The organism is bacterium, assembly GCA_035454885.1.
Lineage (GTDB): Bacteria > UBA10199 > UBA10199 > JACPAL01.
The window spans coordinates 38,432-62,111 of record DATIGE010000021.1 but is presented as its reverse complement, the minus strand read 5'-3'; the positions used below and the strand labels follow the sequence as shown (position 1 = coordinate 62,111).

The 23,680-nt window shown below is 61.3% G+C and carries 17 protein-coding genes; 5 read left to right on the top strand and 12 right to left on the bottom strand.

Features of this window, described 5'->3' with window-relative positions:
* Positions 1-82 precede the first annotated feature (82 nt).
* The 5 genes from VLJ37_04960 to VLJ37_04940 form a co-directional block, all read right to left on the bottom strand.
* Positions 83-1,435 (bottom strand): OmpA family protein, encoded by a 1,353-nt coding sequence (locus tag VLJ37_04960; GenBank protein ID HSA59017.1) that lies wholly within the window; start codon positions 1,433-1,435, stop codon positions 83-85.
* Between the two features lie 59 nt (positions 1,436-1,494).
* Positions 1,495-4,317 carry a hypothetical protein gene (locus VLJ37_04955; GenBank protein HSA59016.1) on the bottom strand — a complete coding sequence of 941 codons (2,823 nt, stop codon included), beginning with the start codon at positions 4,315-4,317 and terminating at the stop codon, positions 1,495-1,497.
* Positions 4,318-4,507: 190 nt separating this feature from the next.
* Positions 4,508-5,890 carry an OmpA family protein gene (locus VLJ37_04950; GenBank protein HSA59015.1) on the bottom strand — a complete coding sequence of 461 codons (1,383 nt, stop codon included), beginning with the start codon at positions 5,888-5,890 and terminating at the stop codon, positions 4,508-4,510.
* Between the two features lie 24 nt (positions 5,891-5,914).
* Complete coding sequence (locus VLJ37_04945; GenBank protein ID HSA59014.1) at positions 5,915-7,891, bottom strand: hypothetical protein; 1,977 nt, start codon at positions 7,889-7,891, stop codon at positions 5,915-5,917.
* 243 nt (positions 7,892-8,134) lie between these two features.
* On the bottom strand, positions 8,135-9,070 hold the full coding sequence (locus VLJ37_04940; protein HSA59013.1) for a histone deacetylase: 936 nt from the start codon (positions 9,068-9,070) through the stop codon (positions 8,135-8,137).
* 54 nt (positions 9,071-9,124) lie between these two features.
* On the opposite strand from VLJ37_04940, the gene VLJ37_04935 reads away from it, so the two are divergent.
* On the top strand, positions 9,125-9,295 hold the full coding sequence (locus VLJ37_04935; GenBank protein ID HSA59012.1) for a twin-arginine translocase TatA/TatE family subunit: 171 nt from the start codon (positions 9,125-9,127) through the stop codon (positions 9,293-9,295).
* Entirely contained in the window at positions 9,292-10,020 is a 729-nt protein-coding gene (tatC, locus tag VLJ37_04930; protein ID HSA59011.1) for a twin-arginine translocase subunit TatC, read from the top strand. Before VLJ37_04935 ends, tatC begins: the two co-directional genes overlap by 4 nt.
* Here tatC and VLJ37_04925 read toward each other — a convergent pair.
* The 5 genes from VLJ37_04925 to VLJ37_04905 all read right to left on the bottom strand — a co-directional run bounded on the left by VLJ37_04925 (position 10,017) and on the right by VLJ37_04905 (position 16,761).
* The gene (locus tag VLJ37_04925; GenBank protein ID HSA59010.1) at positions 10,017-11,615 is read right to left on the bottom strand and encodes a methylmalonyl-CoA mutase family protein; all 1,599 of its coding nucleotides are present in this window, start codon (positions 11,613-11,615) and stop codon (positions 10,017-10,019) included. The genes tatC and VLJ37_04925 overlap by 4 nt on opposite strands.
* On the bottom strand, positions 11,612-12,100 hold the full coding sequence (locus VLJ37_04920) for a biotin/lipoyl-containing protein (protein ID HSA59009.1): 489 nt from the start codon (positions 12,098-12,100) through the stop codon (positions 11,612-11,614). The genes VLJ37_04925 and VLJ37_04920 overlap by 4 nt, the downstream gene beginning before the upstream one ends.
* Entirely contained in the window at positions 12,097-13,596 is a 1,500-nt protein-coding gene (locus tag VLJ37_04915) for an acetyl-CoA carboxylase biotin carboxylase subunit (protein HSA59008.1), read from the bottom strand. Before VLJ37_04915 ends, VLJ37_04920 begins: the two co-directional genes overlap by 4 nt.
* A gap of 2 nt (positions 13,597-13,598) precedes the next feature.
* The gene (locus tag VLJ37_04910) at positions 13,599-15,149 is read right to left on the bottom strand and encodes an acyl-CoA carboxylase subunit beta (protein HSA59007.1); all 1,551 of its coding nucleotides are present in this window, start codon (positions 15,147-15,149) and stop codon (positions 13,599-13,601) included.
* Between the two features lie 70 nt (positions 15,150-15,219).
* Positions 15,220-16,761, bottom strand: a complete 1,542-nt coding sequence (locus VLJ37_04905) for a fused MFS/spermidine synthase (GenBank protein HSA59006.1) — start codon at positions 16,759-16,761, stop codon at positions 15,220-15,222.
* Positions 16,762-16,952: 191 nt separating this feature from the next.
* On the opposite strand from VLJ37_04905, the gene VLJ37_04900 reads away from it, so the two are divergent.
* The 3 genes from VLJ37_04900 to VLJ37_04890 are packed head-to-tail and all read left to right on the top strand — an operon-like array spanning position 16,953 to position 21,413.
* Positions 16,953-18,962, top strand: coding sequence for a (Fe-S)-binding protein (locus tag VLJ37_04900; protein HSA59005.1), 2,010 nt, complete (start codon positions 16,953-16,955; stop codon positions 18,960-18,962).
* Between the two features lie 12 nt (positions 18,963-18,974).
* Entirely contained in the window at positions 18,975-20,243 is a 1,269-nt protein-coding gene (locus VLJ37_04895; GenBank protein HSA59004.1) for a pyridoxal phosphate-dependent aminotransferase family protein, read from the top strand.
* Positions 20,244-21,413 (top strand): N-acetyltransferase, encoded by a 1,170-nt coding sequence (locus VLJ37_04890; GenBank protein ID HSA59003.1) that lies wholly within the window; start codon positions 20,244-20,246, stop codon positions 21,411-21,413.
* Between the two features lie 3 nt (positions 21,414-21,416).
* Here the strand turns inward: VLJ37_04890 and VLJ37_04885 are convergent, their stop codons facing one another.
* Together VLJ37_04885 and VLJ37_04880 are read right to left on the bottom strand one after the other, a co-directional pair.
* The gene (locus tag VLJ37_04885; GenBank protein HSA59002.1) at positions 21,417-21,893 is read right to left on the bottom strand and encodes an acyl-CoA thioesterase; all 477 of its coding nucleotides are present in this window, start codon (positions 21,891-21,893) and stop codon (positions 21,417-21,419) included.
* Between the two features lie 7 nt (positions 21,894-21,900).
* Positions 21,901-23,676 (bottom strand): acyl-CoA dehydrogenase family protein, encoded by a 1,776-nt coding sequence (locus VLJ37_04880; protein ID HSA59001.1) that lies wholly within the window; start codon positions 23,674-23,676, stop codon positions 21,901-21,903.
* Positions 23,677-23,680: the final 4 nt, after the last annotated feature.

The window sequence follows — 23,680 nt, the reverse complement described above, 5'->3', positions numbered from 1 at the left end:
ACCGAATTCGGCCTGAGGCGCCAGACAATCAATTCGATAAATCAATATTTACTTACTTAAAAAGGCCTTTAAAACCAGATGCTTATTTTCTTGGGCGCCCGCCCGGATCGCCCTCCTCGTAATGCGGGGCCTCTTGGCTGGATTCCTGCACCCTGACCTTCGAACCCTCGGGGATCTCGAGGTGGAATTCGACACGCCGGTTTTCCGCGCGGCCGGCCTTGGTTGCATTGTCCGCGACCGGCTTCGACTCTCCCATGCCGACCGCGCTGGCCTTTTCGGCCGGTATCCCGTGTGAGGTCAGGTAATTCATGACGGCGTTGGCCCGCCGTTCCGAGAGCTTTTGGTTGTACGCGTCCGTCCCGTAGCTGTCCGTGTGGCCTTCGACACGCACGGCGACGACATTCTTGCTTTGGATGGTGCGTATGATTTCATCGATGACGGGATACGACGACGGCTTGATTTCGGCCTTGTCGAAGGCGAAGTGGATCTTGTTCGTCGTGATGACCTCTTCGCGGACCGGTTTGGGCGCCGGCTTCAAATCCCAAGCGTAGGAAACGCCGATGAGCGCCCGCCACGTGGGAACGCCGTAACCGTTCGTAATCCCGAATCCCCCGCCCACGTGCGTGATGAGTCTCCGGTTCTCACCCCACTTCTTTTGAAGAATCGCCAGGCCTTCGATCGGCGATGAGATGTTCTCCGTCGCGAACTTCCGGAAGTTCGTCGAACCGAAAACTTCGAGAATGATGTTGAAGTCCCAGTCCTTCACGATCGGACGCGTGAAACCGAGGCCGTAAAGGAGCTCATTCTTGACGATTAGATTCGTGACCTGCTCCCTCTCCCGGAAACGCCCGCCCACGTTCAGGTAAAACCGGTTCGCTTTCCACTGGGCGTCGCCCACCAGGATCGCTCCGCCCGTCAGGTTCTCATCGCCGAACCAGACCGACTGGCGGCCCGTCGGGACGGTGACAAACGGAACAAACGCCAGCCCCAGGCCGGTGGAGGTCTCGTTCGCGTCGAAGACCCTAAACTTCATGTTGACTCCCAGGTCGCCCGGATCCCCGCCTCCCCGGTCCCGCGTCGCGATGAACGTCGGGGCGATGTCGTGGTAGATGTTGAGCGGCATGTCGACGTTGATCGTCCACCAATTAGTCAGGCCGTAGGAGACCAGAAAATCCGCCGTCACGAACCGGTCGACGATGCCCAGGACCCGGCTCGTCGTGCCGGCGATGGTCAATTCAAACGGGTGATGGGCGAAATTGACGTTGAGGCCCGCCGCCAGCGTGTATTTAGGCAATGTTTCGGAGGTGAAGAGCTGGTAGCCCTTCACGTGCCCCGTGCTGGGGCGGAGGAGTTGGACGTTCAAGGCCCAGGATCTTGGAAGCGCGGCGAACGAGACGGCGAGGACACCCACTACGAGGCACAGCGTCTTTTTCATAAGCCCCCCCGGGCTTGCACTTCTGCTTCTGTATTATGATGATGGGAATGCCCTTTACCTTATTTTGGACTCGACGGCAATAGGGAGCATCCGCTGCCCAGCTGATCCCCCGCCACGCCGATGCTGACTACGGTCTTGAAGGTCTTTTCCTGGCAGCTCCCGGAGTCGCCCACCGTGCAGCTCACGGTGATCAGACCGTCCGATTTCGGATCGAGGGGCGTCGGGATCGTGTAGGTCACAACACCCTCGCCCAGGGCCACCGTGCCCTCATCCACCGAGCAGGTTGTCGTGAAATTATCCCCTTCGGGATCGACGATCGACACCGGGATCGTGATGACACCCTTGGTCTTCTCGGCCGCACCGAACAGAACCTCGGGGGGTTCGTTTCCGGGAAGGGCGATGCAGCTCGCCAATTCGCCTTCGTCGTCACAGGCGTCCCCGGCGCCGTTCCCGTTGGAGTCCGCCTGGTCCGGATTGGCGATGTCGGGGCAGTTGTCGCAGGCGTCGCCCAGGCCGTCTCCATCCGAATCCGACTGACTCGAATTGGAATTCTTGGGGCAGTTATCGCAGGCGTCGGCGACCGAATCCCCGTCTCCATCCACCTCATCGTCCCCGCCGGTGCAGACGTCGCAAACGTTCGGGATGTGGTCCCCGTCCGTATCGGGCAGGGGGACGGATACGCAGCCCACCGCCGGATCGCACGTCTCGCCCGTGCACCGGTTGTTGTCGTCGCAGTTGGGAGGCGTACCCGCTTCGCATGCCGCTCCATAGACGACATCGCCGTCCAGCAAGAGGACGCATTGCTCCAGACCGTTGCAGGCATCGCCGTCGGTGCACTCGTTGGTCACGTCTGGCGTATGCACGCACGGGTCGACGGGCTGCGTCTCGCTGATGAAGCGAGCAACCTCTTTCTGGCCTGCATTCGGATCGCAGGAGTCGTCCGTGCAGGGGTTTTGGTCGTCGCAGATCGGCGGTACGCTGCCGAGGCATTCACCCTCGCTGCAGACATCGACGGTCGTGCAGGCGTTGCCATCGGAGCATTCATTGCTGTCGTCGTTGGTTTGACCGCAACCGGATTTCGGATCGCAGCTCTTATCCGTGCAGGGATTGTCGTCATCCGGGCATTCGGCCGAGATGTCGGTGCCGACACACTCCCCGCTCGAGCAGGCGTCGCTCGTGCAGGCGTCGCCGTCCGAGCATTGATTGGTGTCGTCGTTGGTTTGACCGCAACCCGATTTCGGATCGCAGCTCTTATCCGTGCAGGCATTGTCGTCATCCGGGCATTCGGACGAGATGTCGGTGCCGACGCATTCCCCGCTCGAGCAGGCGTCGCTCGTGCAGGCGTTGCCGTCCGAGCATTCGTTGCTGTCGTCGTTGGTTTGACCGCAACCGGATTTCGGATCGCAGCTCTTATCCGTGCAGGCATTGTCGTCATCCGGGCATTCGGCCGAGATGTCGGTGCCGACGCATTCCCCGCTCGTACAAGCGTCACGAGTACAGGCGTTCCCGTCGTCGCAGGAGTTCTGATCATCGGCGGGATGCGTGCAGACACCTTCGGAACAGACGTCGTCCGTGCATGCGTTATCGTCGGTCGTGCACTCCGTCCCGTTGTCCTCGTTGTTGTCCTGACAGGTCCCGCGTCCGTCGCAGGTATCCGGATTATCACAGTCGGTATCGCTTTCATCGCCGCAGGCGGTCCCGGAATCATTATAGATGTGGATACAACCGTTTGTTTCGAAATTTTCGTCTTGGACGCACGTCTCGTCCCCTTCCTCACACCCCGAAGGGTTGCAGACGTCGTCGGTACAAGGGTTGCCGTCATCGCAGGATCCATTGTTAGGCGAGTGACCGCAGCCCTCTACCGGATCGCAACTGTCGTCCGTGCAGGTCTTTTCATCGTCGCAATCATGGGAGGCATAATGGCAGCCATCCTCCGAATTACAGCTGTCGTCAGTGCATCGGTTGTTGTCGTCGCAATCGTGCGGAGAATGACCGCATCCCTTTTCCGCATCGCAGCTGTCATCGGTGCAGGCATCTAAATCGTCGCAACTAATCCCGGGAAACTCGCACTGGTCGTTGTCCTCGTTGCACGTGTCCGTGGTGCAGACGGTTCCGTCCGAGCATTCGGTGGGTTGACTCCAGTCGCAGCCCGTCGCCGGATCGCAAAGATCTTGGGTACAGAAGAGTCCGTCGCTGCAATCCTTGGGACCCCCTGGGACGCAAACTCCACTTTGACAGACGTCGCCGTCGGTGCACTCATCATCATCATCACATGGATCGGTGTTGTTTTTGTTCACACAGACGCCCGCCTCGGAACAAAGCGGATCCGGATCATTGGAACCATTACAGCAGAAATCATCGGTGCAAACATTGTCGTCGCCGCAGCTCGGCGTCGATTTGCAGTCCGGGGTGCAATCGTTGGTGCTGCAATCATTGTCGCCGTCATCGCACTCCTCCTGGGAGCACTGGGGAAGCGAGGAGCCGTCGCCGTTCGTTCCGCAATTGGGATCGGCGACGCAGGGAACTCCCGGCGAAATCTCGGCCTGCCCCTGACAGTCGACCACGCAACATTCATCGGCGACCGGAGGCGAGGTGTTTGGTACGAAAGTGCAACATTGCAGGATGGCATCGCCGCAACTGTCGCAAGTGCCGTAACGATCTTTTCCGTCGGCAACGTGACTTGCGTGTCCTGTTTCAAGAACAGAACGGCTGGCGGCGCAGACTTCGTTGGGGTTGTTGATAATATTGTGGCAGACGCAGGATCGGGCCGCCTCGGCTTCGCTCGGCACCAGGAGCAGGCCAATCCCGAGGACGGCAAATGGGAGGAAGAGACGTCCCAGAATTCTGTAACCGAACGTTACAAGCACTCGGATGACCTTCATAACTCCCCCCAACTTTGTGATTCGTCATCGGGGGCTAGTGCAAGACGTTTACCAATTGCGTCATGAGCACGGGCATCGTCGTTAAGGGCCTGAAAAATAAGGAAACGGCCCCGCCGCGGTGCCGAGAAATCGGGTCAATCAGCACCCAGGCCTTATCAGGCTTTATCAATTTGAGAGGGTTTTGGAGGGATCAGCGGCGACGGCGGGTCTCACCGGGGTCGCCCTGTTCGTAGGTGGGGGCCGCTTCCTGGGATTCGCGGATGCGGACTTTCGCCCCTTCCGCGACCTGAAGGTGGAACTCCACGCGCCGGTTCTGCGCGCGGCCGGACTTCGTGACATTGTCCGCAACCGGCTTCGTTTCTCCCATCCCAACGGCGGTCACCCGGTCGGCCGGAATGCCGTTGTTCGTGAGATATTGCATGACGGCCTGGGCCCGCTTTTCGGAGAGCCTTTGATTGTACTCGTCCGCGCCGTGGCTGTCGGTATGCCCTTCCACGCGAACCTGCCGGATTTCCGGCCTCCCCTTGATCGTCCGGACGATGTCGTCCAAGACGGCGTGCGACGAAGGAAGGATTTCCGAGCGATTGTAGGCAAAGTGGATCTTGCTCGTCGCAATCACCTCTTCGCGGACGGCCACGGGCGCGGGTCTGTCATCCTTCTTGAAATCCCAGGCATACGAGACGCCCAGGATCGCCCGCACGTTGGGCGCCCCATAACCGTTGGTGAGTCCCGCCCCGGCCCCGACGTGCGTGATCAAATTCCGGTTCTCCAACCATTTTTTCTGCAGGACGACCATGCCTTCGAGAGGCGTCGAGATGTCCTGGACGACGAAATTTTTCGACAGCGTCGTCGAACCGAAGACTTCCGCGATGACGTTCAAATCCCACTTCTTGACGATCGGCCGCTGAAAACCGCCGCCGAAGACGAACTCATGCTTGACCGTCAAATTCGCGATCGTCTCCGTCTCGCGGAAGCGGGCCCCGACGTTCAGGTAGAACCGGTTCGACTTCCATTGGGCGTCGCCCGCCACGACGGCACCGCCCGTCACCGAGGAATCCCCGAAAAAGATGGACTGTCTCCCCGTCGGCAAGGTCACAAAAGGCACGACGGCGAGTCCCAGATGAGACCCCGTCTTCTCGGCGTCAAAGATGCGGATCTTGGCGTTCAAGATGAGGTCGCCGGCGTCTCCGCCGCCGCGATCCCGTCCGGACGTCGGGGTCGGGGCGATGTCGTGGTAGACGTTGACCGGCATCCCCAAGTTCAAGGTCAACCAATCGAGGGCCCCATAGGACAGGAGCAAGTCCGCCGTCACGAAACGGTCGACCAGGCCGGTGGTCCGGATGGTCGTTCCGACCGGGACCTGTTCGAAGGGGTGATTGGCCAGATTCAGATTCAGACCGGCGGCCAAACGGTGTTTCGGCAGGGTTTCCGATGTGAAGAGGTGAAACCCTTGAACATGCCCCGTGCCGGGCCGGAGCAGCTGGACGTTGAGGGCGCCGGCCGAACGAGGATGGGTGATGAGTCCGGCTAGGAGAACGACCGCAAGACCGACACCACGGGTCCGCTTGAACATGGAAATCTCCCCATCCACAGCGTGTTAATCCGCAAGACGCCTAAAAAATCTCACCGATCCGAGGAAGGCGGCGGCGGCGAGGAACAGAAGCAGGTCGTCCGACCCCGGCTTGGCGGCATCACCCCGCACCAGATGGCAGTTCCTGCCCGCGGCCACGCCCATGGGAGTCGGCGCCCCGCCGGGCGGTGGAGGTGGCGCATCGGGCGCATCGGCCAACGTCCCCTCCTCGTCGTCGCAGGTTCCGTTGAAATTGGCATCCTGACAATCGTCGCAGGCATCGCCCAGGCCGTCGGCATCGCCGTCGGCTTGACTGGAATTCGAGGCGTTCGGGCAGTTGTCCTCCCCGTCGCACACCCCGTCGCCGTCGGAATCATCAGTCGCGTCCGCGGGACAGACATCGCACGCGTCGGGGGTTCCATCCCCATCGCCATCCGTGGCCGCGCCGGCGCAACTGTCGCAGGCGTTCGGAATGCCGTCCTTGTCGGAGTCGACCTGATCATTGCCGCCGGGACACTTGTCGCAGTCGTCGCCGACGGTGTCGTTGTCGCCGTCCCGTCCGGCGCAAACTCCGCCCGCGCAAACGTCGCCCGGCGTACAGGGGTCACCGTCGTCGCAGGAAGACGTGTTGTCGGAATGCTCGCATCCCGTGGTGGGAATGCAGGCGTCATCAGTGCAAACGTTGCCGTCGTCGCAATCGAGAGGCGCGCTGCCGAGGCAGCTTCCCTGGACGCAGGCTTCCGCGCCGTTGCAGGCGTCACCGTCCGAGCAACTGTTGGTGTCATCCGCTGCGGCCACGCACCCCGTCGCGGAATCGCAGGAATCATCGGTGCAGGGATTCCCGTCGTCGCACACGGGCACCGTCCCCGCATCGCACCCCCCGTTCGCATTGCAGGACTCAACGCCGTTGCAGGCGTCACCGTCACTGCAGGAATTCTCGACGTCGACGACATTGCGGCATCCCTCCACGGGATCGCACACGTCGTCCGTGCAGGGGTTGCCGTCGTCGCACGCACCGTGATCCGGGGTGTGCAGACATCCCTGGGAGGGGTCGCAGCCGTCGGTCGTGCAGTCCACCTGATCGTCGCAATCGGTCGGAGACGTCTGACACCCGAGACCTGCGTCGCAGGCATCGTTCGTGCAGGCATCGCCGTCGTCGCAGCTCAAAGTGGGAAAGAGACATCCCGAGGAGGGATCGCAAGTATCGGTCGTGCAGAGGTCGCCGTCGGAGCAGGCGATCGTGCTGTGACCGCAGCCCAACGTCGAGTCGCAGGTGTCGTCCGTACAGGCGTCCTGATCGTCGCAATCCAGAGGGACGCCGGCTTGGCAACCGGATTGCGGATCGCAGGTCTCCGTCCCGTTGCAGACGTTGGAGTCGTCGCAACTCAACGGCGTGCCGGTCCCGCACGAGCCGTTCGCGCAGACTTCGTCGCCGTTGCAGGCGTTTCCGTCCCCGCAGGCGTTCGTCGTAAAGGAGCAACTGTTGTCGCAGCAATCGGCCGCGTCGCCGTTCCCGTCGTCGCATTGCTCTCCCGATTCCACGACGCCGTTGCCGCAGACGGGACAGGAGCCGCAATCGGCCGAGCAGTTGTCGCAATCCTCGCTGCCGTTACAGACGCCGTCGACGACGCAGAAGGGCGCGCAGCGGCACCCGTCGCAGTCGCACGTGCTTCCGTCGGCCGAGCAACCCGTGATGCCGGCGCAGGCCGAGGCCGATCCGTCGCATTCCTCCGGCGGGGTGATACTCAAGTCGCCGCAACCGGGACAAACGCCGCAATCTTGCGGGCATGTGTTGCAGTCCTCGCCCGCGACGGCGAAACACACGCCATCGCCGCATTCGCACCCGAACGGCTGATCTCCATGGTTGTCCCGGTGCGTGTCTTCGGCGGAACCGTCCGTGCAGATGGTCACACATCCGCTGCCGGTCATATGACTGAAACAGGTATCGCCGGCCTGGGCCTCAATGGGAAACGCCGCGGCCGCCGCATACAGGCCGATGGCCATCAGGACGCTAGGGATGATCCTGGCAACGTACCTCCTACGTCGTATCTCGTGATGTCTTCCGTCCACAGTGTTACCGCCTTCTTCAGGTTCAAAACATCGATTATTTCCAGAGACTTACCGGGTCCAGCGTCACAATGGCCGCGTCGAAGCTGCCATACATCAGAGTCCTTAGATCTGCAATAGTTATCCCCAGGAAAGTGTCTTATTTTGCTTTATACAAGGGGTCCGATGGCGTGCGCCGGACTACCGCGACAATCGAATGAGGCAATTTTCCACGGATTCCGAAAGGCCTTCCAGACTGTAACCGCCCTCCAAGACGAACACCGCCTTGCCGCCGCAGGAGTCCTTCGCGACCTTCAAGATCGCCTCCGACATCCGGCCGAAGCCGTCGGCGGTCACGTTCATGCCGCCGAGCGGGTCGAGGCGATGGGCGTCAAAGCCGGCGGAGACGAGGATGAAATCGGGGCGGTAATCCCGCATGGCCGGGATCACGACGTCGTCGAAGGATTTCAAGTATTCGTGGTCACCCTCCCCGCCGGGGAAGGTCACGTTGAGCGTGTAGCCTTGTCCCTTCCCTTCACCCTCCTCGCGGCGCGAGCCGGTGCCCGGATAAAACGGATAGCGGTGGGTGGAAATGTAAAAGACGTCGCTCCGGTCGTAAAAGGCCCACTGGGTGCCATTGCCGTGATGCACGTCGTAGTCCACGATGAGGACGCGACGGCAATTTTTCGTCCGGATCGCGTGTTCGGCCGCGATGGCCACGTTGTTGAAAAGGCAAAATCCCATCGCGCGGGCCCTTTCCGCGTGATGGCCCGGCGGGCGGACGAAGGCGAAGGCGTTGGCCACTTTTCCTTCAAAGACGGCGTCCACCGCGTTGAGAATCCCCCCGACCGCCAGCCGGGCGGCGTCCCAGCTTCCGGGGGAGGCGGACGTATCCGGATCGAGCGGGACGTCCAAACCCGCCGTCTTTTCGATTTTCCGGACGTATTCGAAGTCGTGGACGAGGGCGATCTCGTCGATCGTCGCGGGACGAGGCTCCAACATCGTCACCATTTTTCCGACGGGCCGCTCGGTGAGGACTTGACGGATGGCGCCCAGACGTTCCGGGCGCTCGGGATGCCAGGGGCCGGTGACGTGATCGAGGTAACGCGCATCCCAGAGGACGCCGGTTGCTGCCATGACGCTTCCATACCACTTTTTGACAACCCTTTCACGGGCGGATATACGAGGCCCATGTTTGGTTTGGGCAGCGGAGAGCTCCTGATCGTCCTCATTCTGGCCGTCATCTTCATCGGCCCGGACAAGCTGCCGTCGCTCGCCAGCAAGCTCGGGCGTTTCGTCCGCCAGGTTCAGCGGACGGTGGACGAAATCAAATCGGAATTCAAGGAAGACGACACGAAATGACGGACACCCTCCGGCTCACCCTCGTGCAACATCTCATCGAGCTCCGGAAAAGGCTCATCTATGCGCTTCTCAGCCTCGGCGTGGGAACGCTGGCTTGTCTTTATTTCTCGAAGGAAATCTTTTCTTTCCTTCAAAAACCGCTCTTGGCGGTGATGCCGGCGGGCTCGGGTTTCATCGCGACAAGCCCACTCGAGGCTTTCATCACCTACCTCCAGGTCGCCCTTCTGGCCGGGACCTTCCTCAGCTCGCCCCTGGTCCTGTATCAATTCTGGGCCTTCATCGCCCCAGGGCTTCATCAGAAAGAAAAGACCCTCGGAGCGGGATTCGTTCTCTTCTCGACGTTCTTTTTCCTGGGCGGGGCCTTGTTCGGTTACTACGGCATCTTTCCAGTCGGATTTCGTTTCTTCGTCTCAGCCCTGGAAGGAACCGGCATCCAGTTCCTGCCACAAATGAAGGACTACCTGGGGTTCATCTCGCGGATGCTCCTCACCTTCGGACTCGTTTTCGAGATGCCGCTCGTGATCGTCCTTTTGGCGCGAGCGGGAATCGTCCGGCGTGAGATGCTCACCAAGGCGCGGCGCTATGTCTTGGTCGCGATGTTCCTCATCGCCGGCATCCTGACGCCCGGCCCGGACGTCCTATCGCAAGTCCTCTTGGCCGTCCCTCTCCTGCTGCTCTATGAACTGTCGGTCTTGGCGGTGAGGGTGATGGAACGAAAGGGTTAGACCACCACGTTTTCCTTGTATTGGCCGAAGACCTTGCGGAGGCTGTCGGCGATCTCTCCCAGCGTTGCCTTGTTCTTCACTGACTCATAAATGAAGGGAATCAGATTCTCGGAACCTTGCGCGGCTTGCGAGAGCGCGGCGAGCGCCTTGTCGGTCTTGGAGGAATCGCGGTGCGCCCGGAAGGCCTTCAGCGCCGCTACCTTCCTGGCCTCCGCGGCGGGATCGATCTTCTGGATGGGATGGCTCCCCTCCTCCTCGATCTGGAATCTATTGACACCGACGATGATCGCTTCTTCGGCCTCGACGTCCTTCTGGAATTTGTAGGCGCTGTTCTGGACCTCGCGCTGCACGAAACCCTTTTCGATCGCTTTCTTCATTCCGCCCAACTCGTCCACTTTCTTCATCAGGACCTTCGCCTCGCGCTCCAGGGTGTCGGTCAGGGCCTCGATGGCGTAAGAGCCCGCGCAGGGGTCGGCGGTATTGGCCACTCCCGACTCATAACCGATGATCTGCTGCGTTCGCAGGGCGATGCGGGCGGACTCCTCGGTGGGGAGGGCCAGGGCCTCGTCCAGCGAATTGGTATGCAGCGACTGCGTGCCTCCCAAGACCGCGGCCAACGCCTGGATCGTCACGCGCACGATGTTGTTCCTGGGTTGCTGGGCGGTGAGCGAGCAACCGGCCGTCTGCGAATGGAATCGGAGCTTGCAGGCGTCGTCAGTCTTGGCCCCGAATCGCTCCTTGACGATACGCGCCCACATCCGCCGCGCCGCCCGGAACTTGGCGATCTCCTCCACGAAGTCGTTGTGGACGCCGAAGAAGAAGGAGATCTGCGGGGCGATCTCATCGACGCTCAGCCCCGCCTTCACGGCCGCTTCCAGATAAGCCACGCCATCCATGAGCGTGAAGGCGATCTCCTGGACCGCCGTGCAGCCGGCCTCGCGCATATGGTAGCCGGAGACGCTGATGGCGTTCCAATTTGGAACTTCTGATCGGCAAAAACGGAAGAGGTCCGTGATGATCCGCATCGAAGGTTCCACGGGATAGATATAGGTCCCGCGCGCGATGTATTCCTTGAGGATGTCGTTCTGGACCGTGCCGCGCAGCTTCTTCCAGGACACACCCTGCTTGTCGGCGACACAGAGATAGAGGGCGAGCAGCGTGGACGCAGTCGCGTTGATCGTCATGGAGGTCGAGACCTGATCGAGCGGGATGCCGTCCAGCAGGGTCTCCATATCCTCCACGGAGTCGATGGCCACGCCCACCTTGCCCACCTCGCCCTTGGCCATCGGGTGATCCGAGTCGTAGCCCATCTGGGTCGGCAGGTCGAAGGCGATCGAAAGCCCCGTCTGGCCGTGCTGCAAAAGGTACTTGTAACGCTTGTTGGATTCCTCCGCGGTCGCGAAGCCGGCGTATTGACGCATGGTCCAGAGGCGGCCCCGATACATGGTGGGCTGGACGCCGCGGGTGAAGGGATAACGGCCGGGCTCCCCGAGGTCCTTGACGGGGTCGCTCTGGACGTCCTCGGCTTTATAGACGCGCTTGAGGGGGAGTCCGGAAATCGTGCGGAATTCGGGTTTTCTCTCGGAAGATTTCATTCGATGACGACTAAGTCCTGTCCGCCCTCGACGGCTTCTCCGACCTTGACCAGGATGGATTTTATCTTGCCGTCCTTGGGGGCGTGAAGCTCGTTCTCCATCTTCATCGCTTCGACCAGAACAACGCCGTCCCCCTCCTTGACCGCCTGCCCGGCCTCCACCTTGAGGCCGACCACGCGGCCCGGCATGGGCGAAGAAATCACCGCTTCGCCCTCAAGGGCGCCCTTGCCGGACGCGGAGCGGGCCTGGAACGGGTCCTCGAGCTTCACGGGAATGGCGTGGGCCCCGATCTCGACCGTCATTCCCTTCTTGTCCTCGCGAACGGCCACCTCGTAGGACTGCCCGTCCACGATGAGCGAATAGACGCCCTCCTCGATCACCTCGACCGAGACCTCGCGCTCCTTCTCGCCAACGCGGAACCTCCCGTCTTCGATCTTTTCGACCGGGATCTTTTCCGCGCCGCCGATGACGGCATTAAATCTCAACGCAGCCCCTCCTTCCGACCCGCCATCTTCCAGGGGGAGGGCCCCTGTACGGGCGCCTGGCCATGCGCCCCTACGCCCTTCTTCCTCATCTGATGAACCACCGCGGCCAGCGCGGCGATGTCCGCGTAGCCTTCGTGCGACTTGCGCTTGAGCTCCGCCATGCTGCGTTCCACGAAACCCGTGTCATAATGCCCCTTGCGGAAGGCCGGATGCGAGAGAACGGCTTCATGAAAGGCGATGTTCGTCTTCACGCCGACGACCTGGTACTCCTTGAGCGCCCTTTCCATCCGAAGGATGGCGTCCGTCCGGTCGCGTCCCCACGTGATGAGCTTTGCGATCATCGGGTCGTAATAGACGGAGATGGTGCTTCCGGAATAGACCGCCGAATCCACGCGCACCCAGTTGCCCTCGGGACTCCGCGATTTTTTGACGAAGCCCGGGGACGGGATGAAGTCCATGTCCGGATCCTCGGCGTAGATCCGGCATTCGATGGAATGCCCTCTCGGTTCCCGTTCCTTCGGCAGGATGTCCTCGAGTTTTTCTCCCCCCGCGATCCTCAATTGCGCGCGCACCAAGTCGATATTCGTCACCATCTCGGTGATGGGGTGCTCGACCTGCAGGCGGGCGTTCATTTCGAGAAAGAAGTGATTCTGGTTCTTGTCGACCAGAAACTCCATCGTGCCCGCGTTCTCGTACTTGGCCTCCTTGCCGAGAATGACGGCGGCTTCGAGCAATTTCTTGCGCGTCTCGGACGTGATGTAGGGCGACGGGCTCTCTTCGATGATCTTCTGATGGCGACGCTGCACCGAACATTCGCGCTCGCCCAGGGCCACGACGTTGCCGTGGCGGTCACCCAGGATCTGGACCTCGATGTGATGCGGCTCCTCGACGTACTTCTCGATGTAGAGGGCCGGATCCTTGAAGGACGACGCCGCCTCGGAGGAGGCCAGGCGGAAGGCCGACTCGATCTCCTCGGGCTTCTGGACCTTGCGCATCCCCTTGCCGCCGCCGCCGGCCCGCGCCTTGAGGAGGACGGGGTATCCGATCTTATCGGCGATCTTCCGGGCTTCCGCGGCGTCCTTCAGGGGGTCCTTGATGCCGGGAACCACCGGGACGCCCACCTTCTCGGCCGTCCGCCGCCCGGCGATCTTGTCGCCCAGCATCCGCATGGAATCGCCGCGCGGGCCGATAAACTGGATGCCGGCCTTGCGGCACTCGTCGGAGAAATCGGCGTTCTCGGAGAGAAATCCGTAGCCCGGATGGATCGCCTCGGCCTTCGTCTGCTTGGCGACCTCGAGGATCTTTTCGGCGACGAGATAGCTCTCCTTGGCGGGCGCCGGGCCGATGCCGTACGCCTCGTCGGCGAAGCGGACGTGGAGGGAGGCCCGGTCGATTTCGGAATAAACCGCCACCGTCTGGATGCCGACCTCGCGGCAGGCGCGGATGACCCTCAGGGCGATCTCTCCGCGGTTGGCGATGAGGACTTTCTTGAACATCGCTAGAGGGGGATGTTCCCGTGTTTCTTCGGGGGATTCTTGTCCCTTTTGTCCTTCAACATCTCCAGGGACTGGATGATCTTGAACCGCGTCTCCCGCGGAAAGATGATTTCGTCGATGTATCCCAGTTCCGCCGCCTTGTACGGATTGGCGAAGGTCTTCCGGTAATCATCGGTCAGCTTGGTCTTTTCGGCCGCCGGGTCCTTCGCCGCGTCGATCTGCTTCTTGAAGATGATGTTGACCGCCCCGTCCGGGCCCATGACGGCGATCTCGGCGGTCGGATACGCGAAGTTGACGTCGCCCCGCACGTGCTTGGAGCTCATAACGTCGTACGCCCCGCCGTAAGCCTTCCGCGTGATGACCGTCACCTTCGGCACCGTCGCCTCGCAAAAGGCATAGAGGAGCTTGGCGCCGTGGCGGATGATGCCTCCCCACTCCTGGTCCGTGCCCGGCAGGAAGCCCGGGACGTCGACGAAGGTGACGATGGGGATATTGAAGGCGTCGCAGAAACGGACGAAGCGCGCGCCCTTGACGGAGGCGTTGATGTCGAGACAGCCCGCCAGGACCGCGGGTTGGTTCGCGACGATGCCGACCGGACGCCCGCCCATGCGCGCGAAACCGATCAACATGTTTTTGGCCCAATGCGCCTGCACCTCGAAGAAGCTCTCCTTGTCCACGATCAGCTCGATCAGCCCCTTCATGTCGTAGGGCTTGTTCGCGCTGTCCGGGATCCATTCGTCGAGCTTCGCCTCGGCCCGGTCGGGCCGGTCGTCAGTCGGAAGAATCGGGGGATCTTCGGTATTGTTGGACGGCAGGTAGCCCAACAGTTTCCGGATCTGGCCCAAGAGCTCGCGGTCGTCTTCGGCCACCCAGTGGGCCACGCCCGACTTCGTGTTGTGGGTCATGGCGCCGCCCAGGTCCTCCTTGCTCACCTCTTCATGGGTCACGGCCTTGATGACCTCTGGGCCGGTGATGAACATGTGGCTCGTGTTCTTCGCCATCAGAATGAAGTCGGTCATGACGGGAGAATACACCGCCCCGCCGGCGCAGGGTCCCATGACGCCGGAAATCTGGGGGATCACGCCCGAGGACAGGACGTTGCGCAGGAAAATGTCGGCGTAGCCCGCCAGGCTCATGACGCCTTCCTGGATGCGGGCCCCGCCGGAGTCGTTGAGGCCGATCACCGGGGCGCCCACCTTGGCGGCGTGATCCATCACCTTGCAGATCTTCTTGGCGAAGACCTCTCCCAACGATCCGCCGAAGACCGTGAAGTCCTGGGCGAAGACGAAGACGAGACGCCCGTCGATCTTCCCGAAGCCCGTCACGACGCCGTCGCCGGGAATCTTCTGCTTGTCCAAGCCGAACTCATCGCAGCGGTGCGTGACGAAACGGTCGACCTCGACGAAGGAGCCGGGATCGAGGAGGAGGTCGAGCCGCTCCCGGGCCGTGAGTTTGCCCGCCGCGTGATGCTTGTCGATGCGGTCCTGACCGCCGGCGGCGAGGGCCTCCTGAGTGCGGCGTTCCAGCTCGTGAATTTTGTCTTTGATCGGCATATCTTTGAGGAAGGGAAGTTCTGCCAACCACCCCCCCTTAAAGTCAACATCATTTCGGCGGACCCTCGTCCTATCGAGGCGCCTCAAACGAGTACGGCTTCACGCTCGGCAAATCGAAAAAGATGGACTGGGCCGCCAGGAGTTCCACAAGCGGCCGATCGTCCGTGGAGATCGCTCCGCGAGGATCGGCGGCAACCGGTTTCCATTGGTCGAGAATCTTCGCGGCGAGCTCTTGAAGATCGGGATCCAGGCCCGGCGAAGGGAACGATCCCGGATCCGGCCCTTCCTGAAAAGCGTAAAGAAGCGACCCGAGATCCCTCACGCGATACTCATAGACAAAAGGGAAAACGGAGGCGACCGTATTTTTCATCAGCCGAAGCAGATCCGTCTCGCCCCGGGGGGAGAAGACGTTCATGACCATGGCGCCCCGCGGAGCGAGCCGGCGGCGGACCGTTTCGAAAAACTCCCGTGTCGCCAGATGAAACGGAATGAACAGGTTGTCATGGTAGACGTCCACCATGATGAAATCGTATTTTTTCTCTTGCCGCTCCAAAAAGACCCGCCCGTCCCCGACGTGAATGTCGAACGGAAACTGATCCAATCCGAAAAACCTCCGGCCGGCGTCCGCGATGACGGGATCGATCTCGACCCCGTCCAAATTCAGCGAAGGGAAAAAATGATGGACCAGCCGCGCGCTCGTCCCGCCCGCCACTCCGATGAAGAGAAAGCTTTCCCCTTCCGGGCGAAGGAGCGGCAAGAGGACGGCCCCATCCCAGTAAAAATGCGTGAAGATTCGCGAGGGATGATAGATCGATTGCGCTCCGATCCCCTCGTTGATGATGAGAGTTCGGGAATCGTTCGGAAGCCTCCGGACGCGGACGAGATTATAAACCGATTCCTTTTCGAGTTCGATATCCGCCCTCCCATGAGTCGAGGGAACCAGGAGCGCCCAGACGAACGGAACACAGGCGACGAGGGAAACGAAAGGCCGTTTGAGGCCGGCGCCGCCCAAGAGGATCAAAAGGACTCCGAAGACGTAAAAGGTCTCGCGGGAACCCCAAAAGGGGATCGTCAAGAGGACCGGCAGGAAAGTGCCGACAATGCTTCCGACCGTCGAAAAGGCGTAGAGGGATCCGACCACGCGCCCCGCCGAGTCCGGGTCCCGGATGCCGATGCGGACGGCCAGAGGCGTCACCATCCCGAGAAAGAGGAGCGGCAACGTAAAAAGGACGAGAATCGAGACAAGGGACGGAAAAAAGATCGATAACCCCGATCGAGGCATCGCCTCATAAGAAAAGCGGAAGATCGGTCCGGCGATCCAGGGGATGGCGCCGACGAGAATGCCCGTCGTGAGGATTAGGAGGAAAAGGTCCCGGCGCGCGTTCCTTCCCCCGTTCCGATCCGCAAGTTTTCCGCCCCAGTAATACCCCAGGGAGAGGGCCAGGAGGACGACGCCGATCAAATTGGTCCAGACGAAGAGAGACGTCCCGAAATACGGCGCGAGCAGCCGGGAGGCGGTCAGCTCGACCGCCATCACCGACATTCCGCAGATAAAGACCGTGGCAAAAAGAAATTTCTTCCCCATGAAAATCAATCCGAGTGAGACTGGCACAAAGGCCGCCTCCGGGCAATAACCAGGCGGAACTCAGTACCGATGAAGCCGACGCGGCGGTACGGCCGAGGGGAGACGTTCCTCCTCCGATTGTTTTGGGTTGAAGTCGGCTTGACGCTCTGCTAGAAGCGGAGGGATTTCGAATAGCCAAAAACACTATCAAAATCAGTTAGTTAAGGAGACCTCCCCCCATGTTCCCGATCACCGTCGCACTCATGCTCGCCGTGGCCCTATCCTTCTTCGCCTTCTCGGTCTCGCGCTGGTGGAAGGTCATCGGCTCGGGCAAACCGGACGCCCGGTTCAACGACTATCCGAAGCGGGTGAAGAACCTGATCACGATCGCCTTCGCCCAGACGAAGATCATCAAGGGCGATCTCAAGGCCGGCCTCATGCACGCGATCATCTTCTGGGGCTTTTGCATCATCGGGCTCCGGACGATCCTCCTCTTCGGCATGGGATTCTCGCCGACGTTCGGTTCGGGGTTAGCGGAAAGCCTGCCGGGATTGGCCTACACGTTTCTCCTGAACCTGATCTTGCTCCTGGTCATGGTCGCCGTCAGCTATGCGGTCTACCGGCGCGTCATCCTCAAGGTAAGCCGTCTGACGCCGTCGATCGAGGCCGTTTTCATCCTCTTCATGATCTTCATGCTGTGCCTGACGGATTTCGTCTTCGAAGGCGCGCATCTGGCGCATAACATGACCCACGCCGGCTGGGCGCCGATCTCCGCGATGTTCGGACTGGCGTTTCATGCGGCCAATCTCTCTCCGGCGGCGCTTGGGCAGATCGCGAACGTCTCCTATCTCGTCCATGTCGGCCTGATCCTCGTCTTCCTGAACTTTCTCCCCTATGGGAAACACTTTCACGTCTTCACCTTTCTGCCGAACGTCTTCTTCCTCCGAACGACTCCCCTGGGCCAATTGCGCATGCTGAACCTCGAGGACCCGAACGCGACCTCGTTCGGTACGGCGAAACTGACCGATATGACCTGGAAGGACCTCCTGGACGTCGCCACCTGCACGGAGTGCGGGCGCTGCTCGTCGATGTGTCCGGCGTTCAACACGGGCAAGGTCTTGAGCCCCAAACAGATCAACATCGACGAGCGCGAGTGGCTCCGCCAGGAGTACAAACTCGGCGGCTCGCACGGCGGCTGGAAACCCCACGCGCTGCGCGAGGGCGACGGAACTCTACCCGAAGGGACCGAAAAATGGATTACGCCCTTTGCGATTGATCCGGAGGTGTTTTGGTCGTGTACCACCTGCAGAGCTTGTGAAGAAGCCTGCCCCGTCGGCATCGAATTCGTCGACCGTATCGTGGACGTTCGCCGGCACATGGTCCTGACCCAGGGCGTGATGCCCACCGAGGTCCAGGCGACCTTCAGGAACCTCGAGGTCAACTCCAACCCCTGGGGCATCGCCGCCAGCGACCGCGCCGAGTGGTGCAAAAGCCTGGGCGTCAAGATGATGGCGGACCACCCGACGGCGGAATACCTCTACTTCGTCGGCTGCGCGGGCTCCTTCGACGACCGGAATACGAGGATCGCCACCGCCCTCGTGAAGATGCTCCAGAAAGCGGGCGTCGACTTCGCCATCCTGGGCAAGGAAGAGAACTGCACGGGCGACCCCGCCCGGCGCATCGGCAACGAGTACCTCTACCAGACGCTCGCCAAGACCAACGTCGAGACGATGAACCGCTACAAGTTCAAAAAGGTCATCACCGCGTGCCCGCATTGCTTCAACACGATCAAGAACGAGTACCCGCAGCTGGGCGGAAATTACGAGGTCGTCCACCATACGGAGTTCCTATACGGGCTGATCCGCGAAGGCCGGCTCACGCCGGCGCGGCCGCTGCCTCAGTCCGTCACGTATCACGACTCCTGTTACCTGGGCCGGTACAACGAGGTCTACGACGCCCCGCGCGAGATCCTGAAATCGATCCCCGGGGCCGAGGTGAAGGATGTCCCTCTCTCCAAGGACAAGGGCCGCTGCTGCGGGGCCGGAGGCGGACGGATGTGGATGGAGGAGCGCGTCGGCAAGCGCGTGAACCACCAGCGCCTGGAAGACCTTCAGACGGCCAACCCGAACGTCATCGCCAGCGCCTGTCCCTTCTGCATCACCATGCTCAAGGACGCCACGCACGACAAGGGCATCGAAAACATCCAGACCAAGGACGTGGTCGAACTCCTCGCGGAGTCGATCGTCTAACGAAGGAGACTCATGAGCAAAGCCCTGGCCGAAGCACCGTCCCCGAATGACACGCAAGCCGATCTTTCGAACTGGACGAGCCAGTGGGAAAAGGGCGGGCGCGACGTCCTGGCGAAGGCCTACGGCTGGAGCGTCCTCGAGGAGGTCACCGGCACCGATCTTTATCCCTACTTCCGCCCCATCGAGGAAAACCAGGGTCCCATCGCGCGCTATCAAGGCCGCGAGGTCGTGATGCTGGGATCCAACAACTACCTGGGACTCACGACCCATCCGAAGGTGCGCGAGGCGGCGATCGAGGCCGTCCGCAAATACGGCACCAGCATGACGGGATCCCGCTTCTTGAACGGAACGATGCCCATTCATGAAGAGCTGGAGGCGAAGCTCGCGGCCTTCCTGGGCAAGGAGGCCGCCCTCGTCTTCACCACGGGGTATCAGGCGAATCTCGGCATGCTCACGGCGCTCATCAACAAGAAATCCGTCGCCGTCGTCGACCGGTTCGCCCACGCGAGCATCCACGACGGCTGCCGCCTGATGGAGGGGGAAACCATCCGGTTCCCTCACAACGATTTGGCCGAATTGGACCGTATCCTCTCCGGCATCCCCCAAGAGACCGGCGCCCTCCTCTTTGTCGACGGGGTCTACAGCATGGAGGGGGATCTGGGGCCTCTTCCCGAGATGGTCCCGCTCGTGAAGAAGCACAAGGTCCGTTTCGCCGTCGACGACGCGCACGGGTTGGGCGTCCTGGGGCCCGGCGGGCGCGGCACCTGCCATCAACTTGGAGTCAACGACCAAGTGGACCTGATCGTCGGGACCTTCAGCAAGAGCCTCGCCTCGATCGGCGGTTTCGTGGCAGGCGACCGGCTGGTCATCAACTTCATCAAGCACTTCGGCCGCCCCATGATCTTTTCGGCCTCGCTCGCCCCCAGCTGCGCCGCCGCGGCCAGCGCCGCCCTGGACATCCTGATCCAGGAGCCGGAACGCGCCGTCGCGGTGCGGAAGAACGCCGCCTTCCTGAAAAAGGGCCTTTCGGAGATCGGGTATCAGACCGGACAGGCCCAAGCCGCGGTCGTCCCCGTCGTCATCGGCGAGAGCATGATGACCTGGATGGTCTGGAAGGAGCTCCTGGACGCGGGCGTCTACACCAACCCCGTCCTCTACCCCGCCGTGGCCAAAGGCAAGGAGATGCTCCGTACGAGCACCCTCGCGACCCACACGGAGGAGCATCTGTCCCGCGCCCTCGAGGCCTTCCGCAAGGTCGCGAAGAACTACGGAATCGGGTAGATGCCTCTGACGATCCGTCCCGTCACCAGCCGTTCGGAACGCGAACGGTTCATCCGCCTTCCCTGGACCCTTTACCGGGACGACCCGGCCTGGGTGCCCCCCCTCCTCCAGGAGCGGCGGGACTTTCTGAACCCCAAGAAGAATCCCTTCTTCGAGCATGCCGACGTCGCGCTCTTCCTGGCTGAAAAGGACGGCCATCCCGTCGGAAGGATCTCCGCCCAGATCGACCACTTGCACAACCGGACCCACAACGAACAGACGGGCTTTTTCGGTCTCTTCGAGTGCGTGAACGACCCCGAGGTCGCAAACTGTCTCCTGGAGAACGCCTCCGGCTGGCTCAAGGCGCGCGGCATGACTTCGATGCGCGGGCCCTTCAGCTTCTCGATCAACGAGGAATTGGGCGTGGTCGTCAAAGGCCAGGAACACCCCCCCTTCGTCCTCATGGCCCATACGCGGCCCTATTACGCTGGACTCCTGGAGGGCTGGGGGCTCAAGAAGCTCAAGGATTTCTATTGCTGGCGGTACGATTCTTCGCGCCCCGCGCCCGAAGCCGCCCTGCAATTGGCCGAGGAGGCGCGAAAGCATCCGGGACTCGTCATCCGCGAGGTCGATCCGAAAGACCTCGATCGTGACGTCCGCATCCTGATCGACGTCTTCAACTCGGCCTGGGAGAAGAACTGGGCTTTCGTCCCGCTGACCGAGAACGAGATCCGGAAGGCGGCGAAAGACTTTAAACTGCTGATGGAGCCAAAGTTGGCGCTCATCGCCGAGGTGGACGGACGGCCCGCCGCCATCGCCTTTGCCCTCCCGAATCTCAATGAGGCGATCAAGGACCTGAACGGACGACTCTTACCCTTCGGTTTTTTTAAACTCCTCTATCGGATCAAAACCAAGAAAATTAAGTCGGCCCGGCTGATCCTTTTGGGCATCAAGAAGGAGTTCCGGAGGGAGTCCTTGGGAGCGGGCCTCTCGGTCCTGCTCTACGTCGAGATGCACCGCCGTTCCCAGGAGCTGCGCCACTGGGGCGGCGAGCTTTCATGGACGCTCGAGGACAATCAGAAGATCAATTTCGGCATCGAGATGATGGGCGGCGAACACTACAAGACCTACCGGGTCTACGAGAAGTCTCTGGAGACTCACGCGCACCCCGGCCATGAAACGTGTGAGTAATGTCTATTTCTTGGCGCGTGGGCGGTTTTTCACGCGGTATTCGTACCTCTTCTTGGCGTCTTCAAACCGCCGCTTCTCGTCCTCCGTCTGCGGCAGGACCTCGGGCGCGGCCACCGGCCTGCCGGCGGCGTCCAAGGCGACGAACGTCAGGTAGGCGCTGGAGGTGTGACGCCTCTCCCCCGTCAGCGGATTCTCCGACTCGATTCGCACGCCGATCTCCAGCGAGGTGCGGTGCGTAAAGTTGACGGCCGCCTTGAGGATCACGATGTCTCCCAACTTGACCGGGGCCAGAAAATGAAGGGCGTCCATCGAGGCGGTCACCACAATCTGGCGGCAGTGCCGGCTCGCGACGATCGATCCCGCAATGTCCACCCACTCCATGATCCTGCCGCCGAAGATCGTGCCGAGGGCGTTCGTGTCGGGCGGAAGAACCAGATGCGTGAACTCCGCCGAGGAGGCGGAAACGGGTTTGGGCGTCACGGGAAGTCTATACGATCCGATAGCCCTCGCGGTCAATGACCGCCTGAGCGATTCCGTCCCGCAGGGCCGTCGTATCGACCGGATTGAAGTAATCGAACCGCGTCAGCGCCTTGGCGTACTTGCCGAACTCCTCTTGATTCCCCTCGGCCACCGCCAGAAGGAGGCGGCGTGCCCGGACGAGCATCTCGGGATATGCCTCGTTGACGAAAAGTTTCATGATCGATTCCGCCAGCGTCGCCTTGTCTCCGAACCGCTTGCGGAGCTGGACCGCGCGCAGGACCGCCGTCTCCATCGCGTAAGTCTCGACGGCGAGGTCCGCGATGTATTCGGCGATGTATTGCTTGTCCCGCAACTGATCCATGAACTTCTGGGCCGCGCATCCGGCCGCATAGATCGTCAGCTTCTTGGCCAACTCGACCTGGTGGATTTCATCCGCCAACGGCCCGTCCCCTTCCTTCTTCCAGCCTTCCTTCAGCTGGCCGACCACCGAGGAAATCGCGTTCATCAGCTCCAACTGCCCCTTCATTGCGGCCTTGAACAGCATGGCCGGAATCAGGAGACGGTTGATTTCGTTCGTTCCCTCGAAGATCCGGTTGATGCGCGTGTTCCGCAGGGCGGCGGCGAAGGGATATTCCTCGAGGAAACCGTACCCGCCGAGAATCTGCAGGCCCTCGTCGGCCACCATGTCGACGCATTCCGATCCGTAAATCTTGGCGATGGACGATTCGATCGCGAACTCTTCCACAATCTCCATGACTTTTTGATCGTAGGACGCGTCCCCCTTGGCCAAGGCCTTGATCTTTTGATCCATCAGGTCCGCCGTGCGGTAATTCATGCTTTCCGAGACGAACGTCCGCGAGGCCATGTTCGCCAGCTTTTTTCGGATCAGGCCGAAGTCGGTGATGGACTTGCCGAACTGCTTCCGGTCCTTCGCGTACTTGACGGCCTCTCCGATCAGGTACTTGGACGCGCCCGTGGCGCCGACACCCAGCTTGAAACGGCCAAGATTCAGGATGTTGAAGGCGATCTTATGACCCTTGCCGATTTCCCCCAGGAGGTTCTCCTTGGGGATCACGCAATTTTCCATCACGACCGGCGTCGTCGAGGACCCCTTGATCCCCATCTTCTTCTCTTCCTTGCCCGTGGACAGGCCGGGCGTTCCGCGCTCGACCAAAAAGGCCGTCGTCTTGTCGCCTTCGGTCTTCGCGAAGATGGTATAGAGGTCGGCGAAGCCCCCGTTGGTGATGAAGGTTTTCTCGCCGTTCAGGACCCAGCTCTTGCCGTCCGCCGAAGGAACCGCCTTCGACTTCATGCCCAAGGCGTCCGATCCCGAACAGGGCTCGGTCAAACAGTAGGCGCCGATCATTTCGCCCGTCGCCAGCTTCGTCAGGTACTTTTTCTTCTGCTCGGGCGTTCCGAAATACATGATCGGCCACGAACCGATGCCCGTGTGACACATGAGGGAAACGCTGAACGAGCCTTGGTAGATGGAGTTCTCGCCCATGGCGACCGTCGACACCTTGTTGATCGCGAGCCCGCCCAATTCTTCGGGAACTTCGGCGGCCAAGAGACCCAGCTCACCTGCTTTCTTGAGCAGGCCGACGGTGACGTCGAACTTCTGATGTTCGATGTCCTCGCTCCGGGGCAGGACCTCGCCCTGGATGAAGTTCTTCACGAGATCGGCCAACTGCCTCTGCTCGTCGCTCAAGTCCTCCGGAAGAAAGATCTCGCGCTCGCCCGTTTTTTCGAGGAGGAAGGAACCGCCGGTTGCCTGTGCCGCCATGGTA

Bases quoted from the DNA above. Each gene is read 5' to 3' on its own strand.
- VLJ37_04960 (HSA59017.1), bottom strand. From the start codon at position 1,435: ATGAAAAAGACGCTGTGCCTCGTAGTGGGTGTCCTCGCCGTCTCGTTC.
- VLJ37_04955 (HSA59016.1), bottom strand. From the start codon at position 4,317: ATGAAGGTCATCCGAGTGCTTGTAACGTTCGGTTACAGAATTCTGGGA.
- VLJ37_04950 (HSA59015.1), bottom strand. From the start codon at position 5,890: ATGTTCAAGCGGACCCGTGGTGTCGGTCTTGCGGTCGTTCTCCTAGCC.
- VLJ37_04945 (HSA59014.1), bottom strand. From the start codon at position 7,891: ATGGCCATCGGCCTGTATGCGGCGGCCGCGGCGTTTCCCATTGAGGCC.
- VLJ37_04940 (HSA59013.1), bottom strand. From the start codon at position 9,070: ATGGCAGCAACCGGCGTCCTCTGGGATGCGCGTTACCTCGATCACGTC.
- VLJ37_04935 (HSA59012.1), top strand. From the start codon at position 9,125: ATGTTTGGTTTGGGCAGCGGAGAGCTCCTGATCGTCCTCATTCTGGCC.
- tatC (HSA59011.1), top strand. From the start codon at position 9,292: ATGACGGACACCCTCCGGCTCACCCTCGTGCAACATCTCATCGAGCTC.
- VLJ37_04925 (HSA59010.1), bottom strand. From the start codon at position 11,615: ATGAAATCTTCCGAGAGAAAACCCGAATTCCGCACGATTTCCGGACTC.
- VLJ37_04915 (HSA59008.1), bottom strand. From the start codon at position 13,596: ATGTTCAAGAAAGTCCTCATCGCCAACCGCGGAGAGATCGCCCTGAGG.
- VLJ37_04910 (HSA59007.1), bottom strand. From the start codon at position 15,149: ATGCCGATCAAAGACAAAATTCACGAGCTGGAACGCCGCACTCAGGAG.
- VLJ37_04900 (HSA59005.1), top strand. From the start codon at position 16,953: ATGTTCCCGATCACCGTCGCACTCATGCTCGCCGTGGCCCTATCCTTC.
- VLJ37_04895 (HSA59004.1), top strand. From the start codon at position 18,975: ATGAGCAAAGCCCTGGCCGAAGCACCGTCCCCGAATGACACGCAAGCC.
- VLJ37_04890 (HSA59003.1), top strand. From the start codon at position 20,244: ATGCCTCTGACGATCCGTCCCGTCACCAGCCGTTCGGAACGCGAACGG.
- VLJ37_04880 (HSA59001.1), bottom strand. From the start codon at position 23,676: ATGGCGGCACAGGCAACCGGCGGTTCCTTCCTCCTCGAAAAAACGGGC.